13 protein-coding genes are annotated in these 20,155 nt (G+C 48.3%); 4 read left to right on the top strand and 9 right to left on the bottom strand.

The genetic code is table 11. The features are described from left to right. Window positions 1-116: 116 nt before the first annotated feature. Window positions 117-1,082, bottom strand: a complete 966-nt coding sequence (locus tag SAQUA_RS07170) for an NmrA/HSCARG family protein (RefSeq protein ID WP_380672076.1) — start codon at window positions 1,080-1,082, stop codon at window positions 117-119. 97 nt (window positions 1,083-1,179) lie between these two features. On the opposite strand from SAQUA_RS07170, the gene SAQUA_RS07165 reads away from it, so the two are divergent. Beyond that, window positions 1,180-2,076, top strand: coding sequence for a LysR family transcriptional regulator (locus tag SAQUA_RS07165; protein ID WP_380672074.1), 897 nt, complete (start codon window positions 1,180-1,182; stop codon window positions 2,074-2,076). A gap of 237 nt (window positions 2,077-2,313) precedes the next feature. Here SAQUA_RS07165 and SAQUA_RS07160 read toward each other — a convergent pair whose 3' ends face one another. The 4 genes from SAQUA_RS07160 to SAQUA_RS07145 all read right to left on the bottom strand — a co-directional run bounded on the left by SAQUA_RS07160 (window position 2,314) and on the right by SAQUA_RS07145 (window position 4,576). Next, the gene (locus tag SAQUA_RS07160; protein WP_223498199.1) at window positions 2,314-2,604 is read right to left on the bottom strand and encodes an addiction module antidote protein; all 291 of its coding nucleotides are present in this window, start codon (window positions 2,602-2,604) and stop codon (window positions 2,314-2,316) included. 3 nt (window positions 2,605-2,607) lie between these two features. After that, the gene (locus tag SAQUA_RS07155) at window positions 2,608-2,904 is read right to left on the bottom strand and encodes a type II toxin-antitoxin system RelE/ParE family toxin (protein WP_140920016.1); all 297 of its coding nucleotides are present in this window, start codon (window positions 2,902-2,904) and stop codon (window positions 2,608-2,610) included. Between the two features lie 95 nt (window positions 2,905-2,999). Further along, the gene (locus SAQUA_RS07150; protein ID WP_380672071.1) at window positions 3,000-3,863 is read right to left on the bottom strand and encodes a phage integrase N-terminal domain-containing protein; all 864 of its coding nucleotides are present in this window, start codon (window positions 3,861-3,863) and stop codon (window positions 3,000-3,002) included. A gap of 530 nt (window positions 3,864-4,393) precedes the next feature. Further along, the gene (locus SAQUA_RS07145; RefSeq protein WP_380672069.1) at window positions 4,394-4,576 is read right to left on the bottom strand and encodes a hypothetical protein; all 183 of its coding nucleotides are present in this window, start codon (window positions 4,574-4,576) and stop codon (window positions 4,394-4,396) included. 316 nt (window positions 4,577-4,892) lie between these two features. Between SAQUA_RS07145 and SAQUA_RS07140 the strand changes: the two genes are divergently transcribed. Both SAQUA_RS07140 and SAQUA_RS07135 read left to right on the top strand, forming a co-directional pair. After that, window positions 4,893-5,126, top strand: coding sequence for a HigA family addiction module antitoxin (locus SAQUA_RS07140; protein ID WP_380672067.1), 234 nt, complete (start codon window positions 4,893-4,895; stop codon window positions 5,124-5,126). A gap of 81 nt (window positions 5,127-5,207) precedes the next feature. Continuing rightward, entirely contained in the window at window positions 5,208-11,507 is a 6,300-nt protein-coding gene (locus tag SAQUA_RS07135) for a hypothetical protein (protein WP_380672065.1), read from the top strand. A 113-nt stretch (window positions 11,508-11,620) separates the two neighbouring features. Here the strand turns inward: SAQUA_RS07135 and SAQUA_RS07130 are convergent, their stop codons facing one another. From SAQUA_RS07130 to guaB, 3 genes are all read right to left on the bottom strand, one after another. Next, window positions 11,621-12,829, bottom strand: coding sequence for a tyrosine-type recombinase/integrase (locus SAQUA_RS07130; protein ID WP_380672063.1), 1,209 nt, complete (start codon window positions 12,827-12,829; stop codon window positions 11,621-11,623). Window positions 12,830-13,051: 222 nt separating this feature from the next. Beyond that, window positions 13,052-14,629 carry a glutamine-hydrolyzing GMP synthase gene (gene guaA / locus SAQUA_RS07125; RefSeq protein ID WP_380672061.1) on the bottom strand — a complete coding sequence of 526 codons (1,578 nt, stop codon included), beginning with the start codon at window positions 14,627-14,629 and terminating at the stop codon, window positions 13,052-13,054. Between the two features lie 100 nt (window positions 14,630-14,729). Continuing rightward, window positions 14,730-16,193, bottom strand: a complete 1,464-nt coding sequence (guaB, locus tag SAQUA_RS07120; RefSeq protein ID WP_380672059.1) for an IMP dehydrogenase — start codon at window positions 16,191-16,193, stop codon at window positions 14,730-14,732. A gap of 169 nt (window positions 16,194-16,362) precedes the next feature. On the opposite strand from guaB, the gene xseA reads away from it, so the two are divergent. After that, window positions 16,363-17,739, top strand: coding sequence for an exodeoxyribonuclease VII large subunit (xseA, locus tag SAQUA_RS07115; protein ID WP_380673605.1), 1,377 nt, complete (start codon window positions 16,363-16,365; stop codon window positions 17,737-17,739). A 46-nt stretch (window positions 17,740-17,785) separates the two neighbouring features. On the opposite strand, the gene SAQUA_RS07110 is transcribed toward xseA, so the two are convergent. Beyond that, window positions 17,786-20,149 carry a TIM-barrel domain-containing protein gene (locus tag SAQUA_RS07110; protein WP_380672057.1) on the bottom strand — a complete coding sequence of 788 codons (2,364 nt, stop codon included), beginning with the start codon at window positions 20,147-20,149 and terminating at the stop codon, window positions 17,786-17,788. Between the last annotated feature and the right edge of the window lie 6 nt (window positions 20,150-20,155).

Raw genomic sequence — 20,155 nt, 5'->3', positions numbered from 1 at the left:
TTTATCCTCAACCTCGCTCAAACCATTGCCTACCACTATGCAAGATCGTTGGGCAGCGTGACATAACCTGCCTAGAGTTACAGGATTATCGAGGGAAATGAAAATATTACCCAGGCTTAACGAGCAAAAGATAATCCCTGCCCCTGCCATCCTGTCTTTTGCAGGAACTGTTCCCAGGTCAAACTGCCTGGATTGACTTGCCTACTCCAAAGCAGATCGCGATCTTGACGGAAATAGCCGTACTCCACCGCATATTCAGCCATTCCTAAAATCTCATCGACCAGCCCTTGCATACTGGAAAATGCAGGGAAGTGTTGCAGTAATTCCTCGCGAGTATATGCCGAGCTGTAAATGGCTTTTTTCCCAGTAACACGGCTGAAGGTATCAACCAGCTCCTTGGGTGAAATCATCTCGCCGATAACCGGCAAAGAATGGCCTGCATACTTGGCCTGATTATCAAAAATCTCTAAAACGGCCGGACCGCTTGCGGTTAGTGGATCAACAAAAGGTGCACGAAAATTTTCTGGTAAATAGAGAGGAAAGACTAAAGTGTCACCTTCCAGTCGCGGTTGATAATACTCAAGCAGATTGGTGTAAAAAAACGCCATGTAGATAAATGAACTGGTGACGGGCAGTGAACGGATATAGTCCTCAACCCGCGCTTTATCAGTAAAGTGTGGGACCCATTTCTTACCCTCGGTAATTTTTTCGACGTTTTCCAGGCTAGTAAACACAATATGTTCCACACCGGCTGCGACGGCCGCATCAGCGAGCTGTTTACCCAGTTCGGCTTCGTACGTTTCGGCGTGGCTTGCCTCTGGAGTGACAGGCGGCGTCATCAGAAATACCCCATGTGAACCTGCGAAAACCTGCACCAGTTCTTCCTTATGCCCCATTTCAAGTGGCATCACCAACAGCTCCGCCCCTTGCAACGCCATGTTTTGCGCTTCTGGGGAATCAAGCCGCCGGGTTAACGCTCGCACGCGATAGCGTTGGCTTGCCAACAGTGTGTGTACAACGCTGCGCCCCTGTTTACTTAGTGCCCCTACTACTGTGATCAGTGGTTTGCTATTCGACAACATTGATCTGCTCCTGAACGTTCCTACGGTTTGAACTTGCATTATCAGGACGAGTAAGGGATAAGAGAAATCGATTGTTTTATGACTAGGAATCCACCAGATGGATACCAGACGGATAGATTTAAACCTGCTATTAACCCTCGAAGCGTTGCTTGTTGAACAGAATGTGACGAAAGCTGCGGTGAGAATTAATCTCAGCCAACCTGCGGTAAGTGCGCAGTTGAACCGTTTGAGGGAGCTATTTGACGATCCTTTGCTTATTCCCGCTCGTCGTGGGATGACGCCAACGGTTAAAGCACTCGAGTTGCTCGAACCTTTGCGCGAGTCTTTGGATCAACTCCGCCGCACAGTGCAATCCCACAAGGATTTTCATCCTGAGCGGGCAAAATTAACCGTCACGATAGCCTGCACCGACTACATACAGGCTGCCGTGGTGATGCCCCTTGTAATGGCCTTGCGACAAACAGCGCCCGGCATTCGCATCGCGGTGCGCCACTATAATCCGGGGCTACTGGAACAGCAGTTGGCAAATGGGGAAGTGGATATAGCCGTGATCACCCCGGACTCGCACCATACTCATCTAAGAACCCGCCATTTATTTGACGAAACCTATGTGCTTATTGGCCGGCGGGATCACCCTGCCCTCAGAGACAACCTGACAATGGAGGAGTTTGTCCGACTGGAACATGTGATTGTTTCACCCTCTGGCGGCAGCTTTACCACCCCGGTCGATGACGTTCTAGCAGCATTCGGGCATCAGCGTAAGGTTGTTATGTCGGCAGCTTCATTCTTGTCCGTTCCCGAGATCGTCCAAGTTAGCGATCTTGTTGCACTGGTCCCTCGGCGATTGTTACAGAGCACGTCGGATCGCCTCTTGATGCTGGATATACCGTGGCTTACCGAGCAATTTGAAGTCAGTCTAGTTTGGCATGAGCGCAGCCATGGACACGCCGGCCAACGTTGGCTGAGGGATTTGATCGGTGAACTTGCTTTTTAAAGTGGCTGTAATAAAAAAGCCAGTCAATCATTTGATTTAACTGGCTTTAAGACGTTAATGACCTTCAGAAGACGCTAAAAACTCATTCCCACTCAATCGTTGAATCCTCATGCAACACATTGATTTTTAATCAATTTAAACCAATTAAAAATATTAATACCGTCAAATCTACCGTTGTAGAAAAAGACTACCCAGTGGTAACGATTCTCTCCCGATTTTACCCCTACTCAATGAAGTTCAGCGAGTTGCTTGGGCAACCAGCTTAACCCCAAGAGCAGCACAGACACGGTTAATGGTGTCAAATCGCGGATGAGCATCCGGGCGCAATGCTTTGTAGAGTGCTTCACGGGAAATCCCGGATGCGCTGGCAATGTCGCTCATTCCACGGGCACGGGCAATCGTACCGAGAGCCTGGGCCAGTGCAGCGGGGTCATTCTCTTCCATTACAACGGTCAGGTATTCGGCAAGTGCCTCGGGGCTGTCCAGGTATTCCGTAACATCGAATTCAGGCAGGTTAGAAATTTTCATGGTTCAGTCCTTAAGGGTTGCAGCAAGGGCAATGGCTTCAGCGATGTCTTTCGACTGCGAGGATTTATCTCCGCCGCCCAGCATTACAATCAATACGGTTCCGCGCTGGATGTAGTACATACGCCATCCAGCACCAAAGTGTTCACGCATTTCCCATACTCCTTCACCGACAGGCTTACAGTCGCCAAGGTTCCCGAACTGGGCCTTTTCGATGCGACGCGCAAGGCGACGCTTGGTCATACCGTCCTTGATACTGGACAACCATTCGGTGAATTTGTGAGTGGTCTTGATCGTATACATGTGATTCATTGTAATCGAACGATTACAAAATATCAAAAAAATTGTATTTGGGGAGTTTAAAGTGATGACTCAACGCCGGGTCGTGGAGCGTTAAGTTATCGTCCCAGATAAACCGCTGTAATAGCTAAACGCTCATGGCCTAATTCACGACTAATGATTTGACGTGCGGCCCGATCCTGAACGCGCTGTTCTCGGGTCAATGCCTTGGCGCTTGGTCCTCCGGCAGCAGGAGCCTGCCAGCCGGTCAAGGCTTCATACCGCTGTTGTGCATAGTGGTGTCGTAACCCGTGCATATGGCTTAATCCCGCCCCCTTGCACTGTCCATCATAAGTGTGGCGCTGCTGGATGTAGGTTTTTTGCGCAGGGATTAGTGAGCCTGCCCCGACCAACTGGTGCGCTTCATCGAGTACGGCTCGTTGCTGCGGCGTTGTAAGCGGTACAACCCGCTCCCGTCCGCCCTTCGTCCAGGAGCCTTTCAGCAAAATGAAATCCCCCTGATCTGCATAGCCAGGACGAAACTTGATTGCTTCTTCACGACGCAGCCCGAAAGCCTGTTGCAGGGCCAGACTCATGCGTACACAGGGATCATTCACCCTGTCCAGGGCATCACCCAACACCTGTGCTTTGCTCTCCTGGGCGACAAAGCGCCGTTCAGGAATACCAAGCCGGGTATTGTCTGCCGGAATAATACCGGCCTTGCCCACTTTCTCAGCCCACCAGCGCACATGTGCCAGACGGTTTTTAAGCGTGCCAGCCGATAAACCCTCGGCCTGCCAGCGTTGCAGCAAGACATCAATATGTTTGCCCTTGAGCGAAGTTGCACGCATCTGGCGGAAACCGGCGTCGCGTAACTGGCGGCTCATCAAAGTCAGTGATCGCAGCCGGTCGCCCTGTGTTGTATGGCTGCCGTCCCGGTTGCGCTGGCAAAGCTGGCGCAGTGTGTAAGTTAAATCATCCATCAAGGCCTCCTGCGGCTCTCGTGTGTGCGTGTAGGGTCAAAACTAAGTTTTAATCGGTGAGTGTTGTTGCCAACTCGCCAAAGCGAGATCCCCGAAGGGCGAGGGCCAGGTGCTTAGTCACCTGTTGCCTACATTGAGGCGTCCGCCGTACTCCCTGCGGGGAGATCGGGCGGGGTTGATGCGAGAAAAAGAGCGCACGGCGCTGTGGAGAACCTCCTGTGTGTGAGAAAAGGGATAGAAAAGAAAGACGAACGGTGTCAGGCATTGCGCACTGAACGATTGCCGGTGAGGGGTGAAGCACCTTGGGTACGGAGAGAAGAAGGGGACAGAATAATCAGGCTCCCCCTATGGGTAAGGGGTCACGCGCATGATGAGCCGGGCGCATAGGAAGGCAGCATCGACAATTTTTTGCCGACCTGACGCTGACTGCCTTACGTCAGTACCGATGAATGAATCCCACCGGAAAGGCTTATTGCACGACCAGTCTGCCAGGGCATCATCACGCAAACAATAAACAATAGGATACGGCGCTAACCCACATTCCTGCGCGGGTGGTGGGGGCTGTCACTGCGGGGCAGTGACAGCCCCTTTGCGGCAAATGGCTCTGTGTTAGCCCCCCAAAACTCCGCTCGCCGCGAGGCAATCGCCGGAGGATGGTTAAACACCCCATCCCCCGGCATTGCCGCCAGCGTCAGGCGTTCCAGTCGCGTCAAGGGTCCGCTTCGCCAGGGTGCTCACCCGGTCTCTTCGAGCTGCGGCTTCACCCCTGCCCTTGACCCGACTTCCACACCCCCGTACTTTAAGCGCCACATCAAAGCGCCATTGATGCTACATCGTGCCGCGACATCATCAGACCTCCCCAGGAAGACAACGGTTGCCGTTGTCTTCCTGGGGAGGCACCAAGCGCAGCGCGGTAGTGATCTATCTGCCAGACTTAAGGGTTGCTCGCGGATTGAACAGCATATCGCGAGGTGATACCTTACGGTTTTATGTCTTTTTCATCTGTTTTGTTCATCGCTGGAGGTCTGTATGCCTATGCTCAATCCCCCTCATCCAGGCGAGGCACTACGCCTGGATGTGTTGCCTGAGATTGGATTGAGCATTACCGCACTGGCGGAGCATCTGGGCTACTCCCGCAGTAATTTGTCCGCAGTGCTAAATGGTCGGGCGACTATCAGTGCAGATCTGGCCTATCGCCTGGAACTGGCTGGCCTGGGTCGAGCACGTCAGTATCTGGCGGAACAGGTTGCGTATGATCTGTGACAGGCAAAACAGCGTGTCCATCCACTCATCAAGCGACTATCATTTACCAGATTGATTAGTTGAAGGAAGTAATAAGAAAGCATGGAAATTCACAAAAACTCTGACTTGATTCACTTCTCTAGAGCGGGTGATATTTTCCACTATAGGTGGGCTGTAAAACGCTGTCTAAAACTTTTAGATTTCAATACCGACTTAACCCAAATAACTATTGAAGGCTCGAAGGAATCCAAGCTAGCTGGTGAATGTGTTGTAGATTTGGCGGAATACCGCGAGTCTGAAGGCGGAGAAAGGTCTGTAGAGTATTTTCAGTTAAAGCACTCTACTGTGAGAGTAAGCGAACCTTTCACGTTGTCCAAATTAAAGGAAACCATAGAAGGCTTTGCAAAGCGTTTTATGGCTTTAGAGAAGTCTGAAGGTAAATTTACCAGTATCAAAATAACGGTTCTAACGAATCGCTTAATTTCAAATTATTTTAAAAAAAACGTTAAAAAATTAGCAGACGGCGAAGCTGCCCCCAAAGGCTTCATAAGTACCATAGAAAATTATACAAAACTCAAAGGTGTTAAACTTAAACAGTTCTGCCAATGCCTAAACCTAGACGACTCAGAAGGCAATTACGACGAGCAAAAGTTTGATATCCATAAAGAACTGTATAAGTTAACTGTTTCAAGAAATATTCACGATAGGGAAAAACTGCTAGTAGCTAAGGTTTGGGAAAAAATTGAGCCTGGCAAGTCTAAGGTGATCAAACGAGAGGACATGTTGGAAGCATTCGATGCTATAAATATGGATGACTTTTTCCCAGCTCCACCATTATTTGAGCCGATCAAAAACTATATTCCAAGAGAACAACAAACCAGCATTGCCAAATCAATAAGAGCGGCAACAACTCATACCGTAATCACTGCAAGCGGTGGTGTCGGAAAATCGATACTAAGTAACAATATTACCACGGAGTTTAACGAAACATCCGTAGTTGTTGCATACGACTGTTTTGGTAACGGTAGTTACCGAAGAATCAGTGCTAAACGTCATGAGGCTAAACACGCCTACACTCAAATTATAAACACTTTAGCTAAAGAGGGGATGTGTGACCAGGTTATACCTTCAAGAAATGAACCGGATGAATACTGGACAAAAATATTTTTAAGCAGAATTAGCGAAGCTTGTAATACACTTAAATCACAAGATGAGACTGCTCTTTTAGTCATAATATTTGATGCGGCAGATAATGCTGAAATGGCAGCCGAAGAGCAAGGAGCGACTTGTTTCGTAAACTGCCTCCTGAAAGAGATGGTGCCTGATAATTGTAGATTAGTATTTACTTGTAGACCTGAGAGATTAGCTCTTCTTGATCCACCTAGCACAATTAATCGATTACAGCTGTCTACATTTTCAAATGAAGAAACGCTGGCGAACTTACAAACTAAGTTTCTAACTGCAACCCAAGATCAGGCAATAGAGTTCAATCGTTTAACAGGTGGAAATCCTCGAGTGCAGTCTAGTTCACTGTCACTAAAAACATCGTCGTTAAGCAAACTACTGCTATCTTTCGGTACTAAAACAGTTACCATTGAGGACTTGATTGAAAAGCAATTAGAGCAGTCAATCGAAAGAGTAAAGGATAAATTCCCCAAGAACTATAGAAATAGCATCGACAATATTTGTACTGGACTTGCAGTATTGCCACCATTTGTTCCGATAAGTGTTTTGGCAAATGCAGCTGATGTATCAAAGGACTCGGTAAAAAGTTTTATCGCCGACTTGGGGCACCCTTTATGGCAAATAGATGACACTGTTCAATTCAGGGATGAACCAACGGAGAAGTGGTTCCAAGACAACTACTCTGCGACACCTGAAAAAATATACACCTTCATTCAAGCTATTAAGCCATTGGCGACTGAATTTCCTTATGTATCGGAGGCGCTTCCTCTTCTGTTACTTAAAGCAAATCAGCTAGATGAACTTGTGGAGTTGGCATTATCTAATGAATATCTTCCTTCAATCAGTAAATACGATGATAACCAGGTTAAAGTGCAAAGATTGCAATACGCTTTTAAAGCAGCACTCAAAGCTAGTAAAACCTACGAAGCAGTAAAGCTGGCACTTCTGGCGGGTGAAGAAATCGCTGGCAATGATCGACAACTCAGTATCTTGACTAACAATATAGATTTGGCAGCAATTTTTTTAACGCCAGACCGCGTACAAGAGTTAGCCCATAGAAAAGAGCTTAGTGGCAACTGGGATGGTTCAGAAATTGTGTACGCAGCGTCGTTGCTATCTACCATTCCCTCATTGAAAGGCGAAGCATACAATTATTTTCGGTCTGCTAATCATTGGCTTCGTCGTTATTTCCAAAAACGAGATGAAGCAAAGAATGAAGAAGAAAGGTTCGATGGGAAGCTTGAAGATATAGAAATCTTAGAGTTAGCTTTTACTCAGTACAGGATTAATGGCTATAAAAAGTGTGTTGATTTCCTGCTCTCATGGACACCACCTAGCTGTATCTACAGAGTTACATCTGACTTGCTTGAAAGACTGATAGATGTTGGCGACTTCGAAAATATTGAATTAATGGCTAGTTACGGAAAAGACGATCCAAGTTTTATAATAGCTGTTACTTCAGAGCTAATGAAAGTAGGAAGAACACCTTCAAGGAGCTGCCTAACTCGTTGCCTTAACCGAATTATTCAACCTAAAACTAGGATAGATCAACCTAGTAATGACATTCATAATACTAGATTTTCAAATGGCGCTTATTTGTCATTTTTTGAGGCTTGTGCCATTCATCGTTTGCCCGCTTCTAACATCAGAAGAGGAGTAAACTATTACTATAATGCTCCTATGCTTTATCGAGTAGCTGACGATCATCAGTATGATGATGCAAGAGAGAACTTTTTACGTTATTTGTCACTTCAAGCAATTTTAAAAAACGACTTTGCTCTCATTTTCGATGACTTTATTCCAAAAAACTGGCAAAGCAAAAATGATACATACGAAGACAAGCGTAAACTGGAAAGAGCGAAGGAACTAATTGGCAAGCTTTTACCTTGGTATATGGTGAGAGCTAAAGCTCTATCTGGATTAGATATAGATTTAAAAGAAGAGCATGAAACTGCGAATTTATTGTCATCCAAAATGGGATATAACTCTTATCGAGAGTATGAACCAGTACCTTTTGAAAGCACCAAAGCAAAATTTCAAAATATTTTATTTTGCAATTCAGGTTATTCGACTGAGCAAGAGTTGTTCTTTGAAAGCTATATCGGCAACAAACTGAAAATATCATTTCTTGATGATTTTTACCTTCTCAGAGTTAGCTGTAGAAGCGATAAATTTATCGCACTAAGCGAGTCTATTGAAGATCGTTGTCGCATACGTTTAAATAGTTATGACTACGATGAACCACCCGAAACACGTTCAGAACACTTTATTAAGTTATCTAGGGCGGTTCTTACTGTTGGTAGAGATGATGCCGCCGCCTATTTTGACGAAGCACTAAGCAAAGCCACTGAGTTTGGTGAAGAAGGTGTTATACGTTGGGAAGCCTTAACTTCTATTGCCAAGCGTAGTGCACAGATAGAGAAAGATAATCCTGAACTTTCACACCGATATATGAGATGTGCAGAAATGATTGGAGACTCTGTTGCAAGGGAAAAATACTGGGATCGAAACGATGCTGTTTCAACTTGTTTCCAATTGTCAGCAAAGTCAGCATTTCCTATTTTACATCGATGGAAAGACAGAAACGTTGGTTTGCATGATAGACAAATATATCCTCTTGCACACAGTGCAATAGATTCAGAATTGGCACCCCCAGCCGCACTGTGGTCATTATCTGCATTTTCGTGGGAATATGGCCTAGAAAAATTTTTAGAAAAATGTCTTGCGAATGAGCCTGTAAAGGCTAATCAACAGAAAATGTTGAATCACTATATTCGGGATTTAAGAATACGCGGATACACTGGTGATAAATGGGCAAAAATCAAAAAATTGGCTAACAAATTTGTATTAGAGTGCTTACCTGAAAAAGAACTTAAACAGTTGGCTATTTCTGATAGGCAAGACAAATCAAGTTATTCACCAAGTAGCTCAAAAAAAGACAAGGATGAAGAGTATCCGTGGAATATGCTTTATGGGCAATTTGATTTATTAACCGATGGTGGCTTCACAAATGCGTATCAATATTTTGAAAATCAAGGTTATCCAAGAAAAACTGATAATTTTTGGCAAGGTTGCTTCCAGAAAGTAACATCTAGAAAGTTAGGTTCGTTCTTAAACATCATAGTCCACTCAGAAAAATTGGATTTTTTTGATTTGAGGTGGGCATTTGAACAAATATCTGAGGACTGGAAAAACAAAGCTTCCGTCCAAAAACAATGGAATATCGCCATAAAACATATAGCCTCTCGATTTCCAAGTAAGTTTACGGAGATATATGAAAGACATTATGTGTTAGGTGGGTTCCTAATGAATGAAGCTACCAATGACGCAATTGAAGATGGCGTTAACATAGGTCTTTCAAATTCAGTCGATATTGAGTCATCTAGAGTTTTATTTAGTTTTGCACATTACAGCGCCAACAAGTTAACTGTGGAACAAGCACGAGAAATAATTGATTTTGGGCTTGCAAGGCTTGAAAATTTTCTTGATGAAGATTATGCTGATGGTAGTTGGAATAAACACAAGCAATTACCAAGCGGCCTTCCTCATGCAGTCGCCTGCTATATATATGCAAATCTAGGTTCGCCTCACGCTGAGGAACGGTGGAAAGCTGTACACGCAGTAACGAGACTGTATGATCTTAATTGCCAAAATGAGATTAATTTACTGCTAGATTGTTATATCAAAGGGCTACCTCCATCATATATTCCAACAAAATATGAGTTTTATGACTTGCACGCCAAGCTATATTTGCTTGTCGCTTTGACACGATGCGTTCATAAATCTCCGGAGTTGTTGGTTAGCAGTAAGGACTCGTTTGCCACCATAGCTATCAATAACGAACAAGGAATATTTTTTCAATACTATGCTAAGCAAATATGTTTAGCGTTACAAAATTACAGCTCCGATATTTTTGAAGATACCTTAGCTGATAAGATTCAGCGGGCTTGTACAACTCAGCACCCCACTATAAACGAAAATAAATATCGATACCGTGTCGATACTCCTTGGCATAAAACAGGAAAGTTAGGCGTGCTACCTGATGTTTGGTTTGCTCATGATTTTGATAGGTATTGGTTCGAACCACTAGGTCGTGTTTTTGGTGTATCAGGGCCACAAGTGGAGGACCTTGCAAAATATGTATTACTAAATCAATGGAAAATGAGCTTTGGGTCGTCACATTTGGTAGACTCAAGAGCTGAACTTTGGGAAAGTAGAAGAAACTATCGAGATACATATCACTCGCATTCAAGCTATCCGCAAATTGATAGCTATCCTTTCTACATCTCTTACCACCTTATGCTTGAAGTAGCATCAATGTTGTTAGGTTCAATGCCTGTAATTAAAGATGAAGATTATGATGTTGATTTTTGGGAGGATTGGCTTAGTGGACACCTCATTCTTAATAAAAATAATGCTCTACTAGCTGAGTTTAGAGACCCTATGCCGCTTGAAACGCCAAAATGGCTAAACAATAAATGCGATAAAGATTGGCAATGGCAGATTATTGAAACAGACTTTCTCGATCACTTAGTTGTCAGTGATGATTTTCCCACTTGGCTGAACGTTAATGGAAGTTGGGACAATTATAAGAATGAAAGAAATGAACATGTATCATTCTCATGTGTTTTAGTACCCAAGCATCTCAGTCAGTCACTGCTGTCTACTATAGCAAACTTCGACAATCATATGCATGAGTGTCATTTGGTTAACTTTTGCAAAACTGAAGATGCTTATGGAAAAATAAACAAGTTTCAATGTAAAGAATGGTTGATTACAGAAGGTGAAAACAATGATATTGAATCAAATGATCCTTTTGTTGGTATAATATCCGCACAGCCATATAAGTTAAAAAAATTTGTAACCGAACAAATTAAAGTCAAACATTGTGACGATTACAAAACCTATAGCTTGTCATCTAACGATAGCCTATGCCTCAAAAATACATACTGGAGCGAAGATAAGCCTAATGACTCAAACTCATATATCAGCTCTGGTCGCCTAGCACTAGTGTCGCTAAAGTTTTTAAAATTAATTTGCAATACACTGAATGTAGATATTGCTATCCAAGTGAATATTCAGCGGACTTTTAAAAACTCTTATAGAAATAAAAAAAATGAAGACGAGCTCGGATACATACCAAGTTACAGTAAAACCTTCATCTTATCTGGGGACGGAAAACTAAGAGACATCAGAAAAAGTTATCAGCTTAGGTAAAAAGTTTGACCTTAGTTCGTCTTGCTTAGATGATCCTGTGCCTGCTTCGCGTATATTGCTTTCAGGTTAACTCTAAAAAATTCTGAAAGCATAGTGTTATAAGCATAGCAACTCTACACTTTATACTCTTCAACCCACCGATCCACCATATCGGCCCAATCCTGCAAAAGCTGCTTTCTTTGCTCCGCATACTCAGCCTTGTTATACACCGCCCTCACTCCTCGCTGCTCGTGAGCCAAGGCTTTCTCAATCCAATCCGAGTTGTAACCGGCTTCATGCAAGTGCGTGGATGCTGTGCGCCTCATATCATGGATAGTAAAATCAGCCAGCGGCAAGCCCTGCTTTTGAGCTAGCGCAATCGCATGATTCGCCGCACGGTTAAGAGAACTCAGCGCTATTGTTCCGTGCTGAGATTGCCCGAAACTTGGCATAACAAACGGGGAGCCGTCCGCCAAAATATGCAGTTGCATGAGCAGATCCAGAGCTTGGTGGGACAGATAGACGACATGCGGACGCCCTGCTCCCTGGCGGCTGGCTTTCATTCTTTCGGCTGGAATCACCCATTCTGCCGTAACAAAATCTATTTCATCCCAAGTAGCGTTGACGATGGAGTTCTTTCTGATCATGGTCAGCATGACTATCTTGAGCGCCACCTTCAGCGCATGGGACGTTTGAGCATTTTTCAGCGTATTAAAAAACAGGCCAATTTCTCTTTTGGATAAGGCCCTGTCTCTGGGTTTGAACGTCGCAATAGTCGAAGGGGCCACATGGTCTGCTGGGTTTTCGCATTTAACGCCCCTGGCTTTGGCGTAGGTAAATACGTTGCCCACAATATCGCGTGTCTTGACGGCAGACGCTGAGGCTCCCCTATCCTTAATCTTTTCACAGTGATTGCGCAGCATATCCGGGGTGATTTCACTTAGCAGCTTTTTGCTGAACTTTGGTCTGACATCGCGCTTGATGATGCCCTCGACAATATTGCGCGTACTGTCCTTGTAGTCTGCATCCTGAAACCAGCGTTCAAGCCAGTCGCCAAAATAGGTCGATTTTGTCTGCTCTTTCTGCCGTTGCTTTTCTACAGCAGGGGATGAGCCCTGTGCTAACAGTTTTTTGGCTTCAATCAGTTTTTCACGTGCTTGAGCAAGTGAAAGGATGGGGTACTTACCCATTGTCAGCGTTTCACGACGCTCATTGATTTTGTAGTCGTACCTGAAAGTGATGAGGCCTGACTTGGCAACAGTGACATACAGCCCGTCACGATCAGCCACTTTGTAGACCTTATCGCCTGGTTTCAAAGATCTCAGTTTCGTTTCCGTCAGCATACTGTTGCGCCTCCTGATAGCCGATTGGATTTTTACCGTCGCATTGAACGGTAAAAATCCGACTCTATCACATCAGGGAAAATTTTTTACCGTCAAATTTTACGGTAAAAATAGCAGGAACAGCATGGAACCCGGTGGCTTTCAGAAAACAAAAAAGCCAGTAAATCATTTGATTTTACTGGCTTTTTAACACATCACTGACCTTCAGTGGAAGCTAAAGACTTATTCCCACTCAATCGTCGCCGGTGGCTTACCGCTGATATCATAGACAACTCGGGAAATACCGTTCACTTCGTTGATGATGCGGTTAGAGACGCGGCCGAGGAAATCGTAAGGCAGGTGTGCCCAATGCGCAGTCATAAAGTCGATGGTTTCTACCGCACGCAGTGAAACTACCCAATCGTACTTACGGCCATCGCCCATCACTCCAACAGAGCGCACCGGCAGGAACACGGTGAACGCTTGGCTGACCTTGTTGTAAAGATCGGCTTTGTGCAACTCTTCGATGAAGATCGCATCGGCACGGCGCAGCAGATCGCAGTACTCTTTTTTCACTTCGCCCAATACGCGCACGCCCAGACCCGGCCCTGGGAACGGGTGACGATAGAGCATAGCGTATGGCAGGCCCAGTTCCAGACCAATCTTGCGTACTTCGTCTTTGAACAGCTCTTTCAGCGGCTCGACCAGCCCCAGCTTCATCTCTTTCGGCAAACCACCCACGTTGTGGTGCGATTTGATCACATGTGCTTTACCGGTAGCGGAAGCGGCGGACTCGATCACATCCGGGTAGATAGTCCCTTGCGCCAGCCATTTCACCTCGCTCTGCTTGCAAGCTTCTTCGTCGAACAGCTCAACAAACACGCGGCCAATGATCTTGCGCTTGGCTTCTGGTTCATCAACCCCGGCCAGCGCGCTCAGGAAGCGATCTTCTGCCGGAACGTGCACAATGTTCAGGCCGAAATGGTCGCCGAACATTTCCAGTACCTGCTCGGCTTCGTTCAGGCGCAGCAGGCCGTTATCCACAAACACACAGGTCAGGCGTTTACCGATGGCGCGGTGCAACAGCATCGCGGTAACGGAAGAATCCACACCGCCGGACAAACCGAGGATCACATGGTCTTCACCGACCTGCTCACGAATGCGTTGAACGGCATCTTCGATAATGGTGGCTGGCGTCCATAATGCTTCACAACCGCAAATATCCAGTACAAAGCGTTCCAGGATGCGCTGCCCCTGGCGGGTATGGGTCACTTCCGGGTGGAACTGCACGCCGTAGAAGCGTTTTTCTTCGTTAGCCATAATGGCGAACGGGCAGGTATCGGTGCTGGCTATGGTCACAAAGTCAGACGGAATAGCAGTCACTTTGTCGCCGTGGCTCATCCACACGTCCAACACAGGTTTGCCAGCCGGGCTGATCGCGTCTTCGATATCACGGATCAGTGCACTTTTACTGGTGATTTCCACCTGCGCATAACCGAACTCCCGCTCATTGGAGCCCTGCACGTGGCCACCCAGTTGCACAGCCATGGTCTGCATACCGTAGCAGATACCAAACACGGGCACACCGGCGGTAAACACATATTCAGGTGCCCGTGGGCTGTTCAACTCAGTGGTACTTTCCGGGCTGCCGGAAAGGATGATCCCGCTAGGGTTGAATTCGCGGATCTGCTCTTCGCTGACGTCCCAGGCCCAGAGTTCGCAATACACACCGATTTCACGCACACGGCGGGCAATCAGTTGGGTATATTGCGAACCGAAATCCAGAATAAGGATCCGATGTTTATGAATATTTTTTGTCATGTGGGAAAAATTCCAGCAACAGAGAAAACGAGCAAAAAGGGTATTAGGGATGAGAATGTTTCTCTCACCCCATTTCTCCCCCGCAGAGGAGAGCAAAGCATTAGCCCATGCGGTAGTTAGGTGATTCTTTGGTAATGGTCACATCATGCACATGGCTTTCCTGAATACCGGCACTGCTGATGCGAACAAACTCAGCCTTGGTACGCAGCTCATCGATGGTAGCGCAACCGGTCAGGCCCATACAGGAGCGCAGGCCGCCCATCTGTTGGTGTACGATCGCTTTCAACATACCTTTGTAAGCTACTCGGCCTTCGATGCCTTCCGGCACCAATTTATCAGCGGCATTATCGGTCTGGAAGTAACGGTCTGAGGAACCTTTGGACATCGCGCCCAGAGAACCCATGCCGCGATAGGATTTGAATGAACGGCCTTGATACAGTTCGATTTCACCTGGGGACTCTTCTGTACCCGCCAGCATTGAGCCCACCATCACACAGGAAGCCCCGGCGGCAATGGCTTTGGCAATATCGCCAGAGAAACGAACACCACCGTCAGCAATCACCGGAATACCGGTTCCTTCCAGCGCTTCCACCGCATCGGCAATAGCCGTGATCTGCGGCACACCGACGCCAGTCACGATACGGGTAGTACAGATAGAACCCGGGCCGATCCCCACTTTTACCGCGCTAACGCCCGCTTCCATTAGTGCTTTGGCACCGGCTGAAGTCGCAACGTTACCGCCAACGATTTGCAGATCGGGATATTTGGCACGGGTTTCGCGGATGCGTTGCAGCACGCCTTCGGAATGGCCGTGGGAAGAGTCGATGAGCAGCACATCAACGCCAGCAGCGACTAACGCATCAATACGCTCTTCGTTACCGGCACCAGCTCCCACCGCAGCACCAACGCGCAGGCGGCCATGTTCATCTTTACAGGCGTTAGGTTTACGCTCTGCTTTCTGGAAATCTTTTACCGTGATCATACCGAGCAGATGGAAGCTATCGTCAACCACCAGCGCTTTTTCAACGCGTTTTTCGTGCATTTTCTGCAGCACGACTTCACGCGCCTCGGCTTCCTTGACGGTCACCAAACGCTCTTTTGGCGTCATCACCGCAGTAACCGGCTGGTTCAGATCGGTCACGAAGCGCACGTCACGGCCGGTAATGATCCCGACCAGTTCATTGTCTTCGGTAACCACCGGATAACCGGCAAATCCATTGCGTGCGGTGAGTTCCTTAACTTCTGCCAGAGTTGTTGAAGGTGTTACGGTCTGTGGGTCCGTGACCACGCCGCTTTCATGTTTCTTCACGCGGCGGACTTCTTCCGCTTGGCGCTCGATAGACATGTTCTTGTGAATGAAGCCCAGACCGCCTTCCTGCGCTAGCGCAATGGCCAGACCAGATTCGGTTACGGTATCCATGGCTGCGGACAGCATAGGGATATTCAGGCGGATAGTTTTGGTCAGTTGTGTGCCGAGATCTGCAGTGTTAGGCAGAACTGTGGAGTGGGCTGGAACCAGGAGAACGTCGTCAAACGTTAGAGCTTCTTTAGCGATACGTAGCATGGGCAATATCTCACCAGGGTGGATGCGGAAAAGATAAAATATTGCCGCGGCATTATACAGAGCGTAATCGGTTGCCTCCAGCACTTTCTCACAAAAACTCTTGATTACCTTCTGAAGCGCTGTAGTATCGGCAAATTAAGTGGTTGTTTTGAAATTTGATCTGGGTCACATGTCGCTACCTACTTCACCGTCCATTTTTACCGTAAGCCGCCTTAACCAGACGGTTCGCCAACTGTTGGAAATGGAAATGGGGCAGATTTGGCTCTCTGCCGAGATCTCCAACTTCTCTCAGCCCTCCTCCGGCCATTGGTATTTCACGCTGAAAGATGACCGTGCGCAGGTGCGTTGTGCCATGTTCCGTAACAGCAACCGCCGCACAACTTTCCGCCCGCAAAATGGTCAGCAGGTTCTGGTTCGCGCCAGCATCACTCTGTATGAACCACGCGGTGATTACCAACTGATAGCCGAAAGCATGCAGCCTGCCGGTGACGGCCTGTTGCAACAGCAGTTCGAGCAGTTGAAGCAGCGCCTTGCTGCAGAAAGTCTGTTTGATCAACAGTTCAAGCAACCGCTGCCAAGCCCTGCCAAGTGCGTTGGGGTGATCACTTCCGCCAGCGGTGCGGCACTGCACGATATTCTGCAGGTGTTGCAGCGGCGCGATCCCTCCCTGCCGATTGTGATTTACCCCACTTCCGTGCAAGGTGCAGAAGCGCCATTGCAAATCGTGAAAGCTATCGAAACCGCTAACCGCCGCGCTGAATGTGATGTGCTGATCGTGGGCCGTGGTGGTGGTTCGCTGGAAGATTTGTGGAGCTTTAACGACGAGCGTGTAGCACGGGCAATTTTTGCCAGCCGTATTCCGATTGTCAGCGCCGTCGGCCACGAAACCGACGTTACCATTGCCGACTTTGTTGCTGATTTGCGTGCGCCAACCCCTTCTGCCGCCGCTGAACTGGTCAGCCGCAATCAGTTGGAGCTGTTGCGCCAGTTGCAGTCACAGCAGCAGCGGCTGGAAATGGCGATGGACTATTATCTGGCGCAGCGCCAGCAGCAATTCACCCGCATCAATCATCGTTTACAGCAACAGCATCCTCACCTGCGTCTGGCGCGGCAGCAGACACTGCTGTTGAAGCTACAGCGCCGCCTGGAAGAGAGTATGCAGCAGCAGTTGCGCTTTTCCGCACGGCGCAGCGAGCGCGTTCAGCAGCGGTTGGCGCAGTCACAGCCGATGAACAGAATTCACCGTTTGCAACAGCGTATTCAGCAGCAGGAATACCGCTTGCAGCAAGGAATGGAACGCCAGCTCAATGCTTATCGCCAGCGCTTTGGCGTCGCCTGTAGCCAGTTGGAAGCGGTCAGCCCATTGGCGACGCTGGCGCGTGGTTACAGCGTGACGCAAACGCCGCGTGGTGAATTACTGAAAACCACCAAGCAGGCACAGGTCGGGGAAATGTTAACCACCCGTCTGCAGGATGGCTGGGTGGAAAGCGAAGTGAAAACCATCACCGTGGCGAAAAAGCCGCGCAAAAAACGCACGGCGGAATAACAGCCTAGTATCCTAACCCCCATTAGAGGGTTAGGATAAACATCAACTACAGCGTATAGGTATTACGGCAAACGCCGTTCACCCACAGCTCACGCGTCTCGCCTGCGGGCAGAACGATATTCAGCGTTTGCCACGCCGGTTTAAAGTCCCCCTCGGTGGTGATGTTCAACGTAATACGCTGGTTATCACTCACCGCCTCCCAGCGGAGCCACAGCGCGTTCCCCTGCTGCCAACCATAGCTTTCGCCGTCATCCTCAAACAACAGCCCTGAAGAGCAGCCAGCGCCCTTGGTAGGGAACAGCCGTAGCTGGCGGTTATCGTCCGCGGCGATATCCACATGCCCCAAACGTTGTGACAACGGCAAACCTGCCCCGGCACGAACCAACAATGGCAAGCGCTCCAGCGGCGCGTTAAGCACAATAGTCTGCCCCCCACTGAACCACTGACCAGTGTAGAAACAGTACCAACCTTCCCCATTATCAGGTAAATAGACCTCACGCTGGCGCTGCCCCTGCTCTACTACGCTGGCCACCAGCAGATCGCGGCCAATCAGGAAATCATCGCTCTCACGCAGGGTACGCTTGTCGTGTTCATGATCGAGGAAGGTCGGGCGCAGCATCGGTTCATCATCGGCACTGGCCTGCCATAGCTGCGTGTAAAAGTAAGGCATCAGTTGATAACGCAGATTGATCGCCTCACGGATCATTGGCGTTGCTGACGGGTACATCCAGGGTTCGTTGACGGTGGCATCATCGTTCCACGAGTGAATGGTAAAGCGGGGATGCATTACGCCGTTTTGTACCCAGCGAACAAACAGTTCCGCATCCGGTTTATCACCAGAGAATCCACCCACGTCGTGACCGACGTTATATAACCCGGATAAGCTCATCCCCAGCCCCATACGGGTGTTGTAACGCAGGGTTTGCCAGTTGGTACGGTTGTCGCCACTCCAGGTCTGCACATAGCGCTGCATGCCAGCACAGCCTGAGCGGGAGATCAGATAAGGCCGCAGGTGCGGTGCAAACCTTTGCTGAGCCTCAAGGGAAGCGCGCATCATCAGTAATGGCATAACCGGACGAATATGCTTGATGGCAATCGGCTTGCCGAAACCGTGGCAACGCGCTTCACCGTCCCACACTTCATATTCGTTGTTGTCATTCCAAGTGGAATCGATGCCCATTTCCAGCAATTGCTCGGTCACCCCTTTCTGCCACCAGCGCACCGTTGCCGGATTGGTAAAGTCGAGGTGTGACCCTTCATCATCCCAGAAGCTGGAACGTTCGGGGCTGTCACTTTGCGAATCGCGGATGAACAGACCTTGTTCGGCAACCTGCTGATACTGTGGGTGATCCTGCAACAGGCAGGGTTTGATATTCGCCGCCAGTTTCAGCCCGGCGTCGTGGAACGCTTGGCTCAGTTGCTGAGGCTGCGGCACCTTGTCGTAGTTCCAGTTAAAGACATAGCGCTTGTTGGCTATCGACGTATAACCGGAAGAGAGTTGGAACGAATCACATGGGATAGCATGTTCGCGGCAAAGCTGAATAAACTTCTGCAGTTGCTGTTGGGCATCCGGCGCATCGGTGTAATGCATGGTGGAACCACTATAGCCCAGGCTCCATTTGGGGCCAAAATGCGTTTTACCGGTCAGGCGCACAAACGCTTTAGTCACATCCAGTACGCGTGGCCCCAGGAACAGGTAATAATCCAGATCGCCCGCCTCGGCCTGATAACGGCGATAAGCCAAATGGTAGTTGTCGATCTCATTACCCAGATCCAGCCAGCAACTACTCAGGTTATCGTAGAACAGCCCGAAGCTAACGTCTTCACGGTGTGTGATGGTGAATGGAATATGTTTATACAGCGGGTCGGTACTCGCCGCGTTATACCCCATCGCATCCAGATTGCGCATCTCAAAACGGCGGCCTGAACGTTCCAGATCGCCGGTTTTCTCACCCAGCCCGTAATAACGCTCACCGTTGAATCGACGTTGGTAGTGCGCCACACCGTCGCCGTGCGCGTTAAGCAAATAAGCGCTGGTTGGACGATCCGCCGCCAGCGGCAACCATTCACCCTCTGCGTTGCAATACTCCCATTCCAGCCACAGCGGTTGGTGAATTGTCACACGCAGTTGCGCAGTTGCCACCGTCAAGGTTTCCTCCTGCTGCTGCAGTTGGTAACCCGGCAAACCGAAACCGGCCACGCTGAGGCGTTCACGCCCTTCCCATGGCACATCACCCTGCGGGGCGATACTCCAGGTCCGGTCCAAAGCCAATTCGCCATTGCGCTTGATCAGCACGCGAAACAGATTGTTTTCCAGGACATACAGGCAGAACAGGTGGCGCTCATCCACCCGCAGTTCTACTCGGTCGGCGTACTCCCCCGCCAACGTCCAGTTTTTTAACGTTTTCATATAAGT

Origin of the sequence: Serratia aquatilis, assembly GCF_044865145.1 — a bacterium.
Taxonomy (GTDB): domain Bacteria; phylum Pseudomonadota; class Gammaproteobacteria; order Enterobacterales; family Enterobacteriaceae; genus Chania; species Chania aquatilis.
Note: the sequence above shows the minus strand (reverse complement) of the source record. Positions and strands in the feature narration are given on the sequence as shown.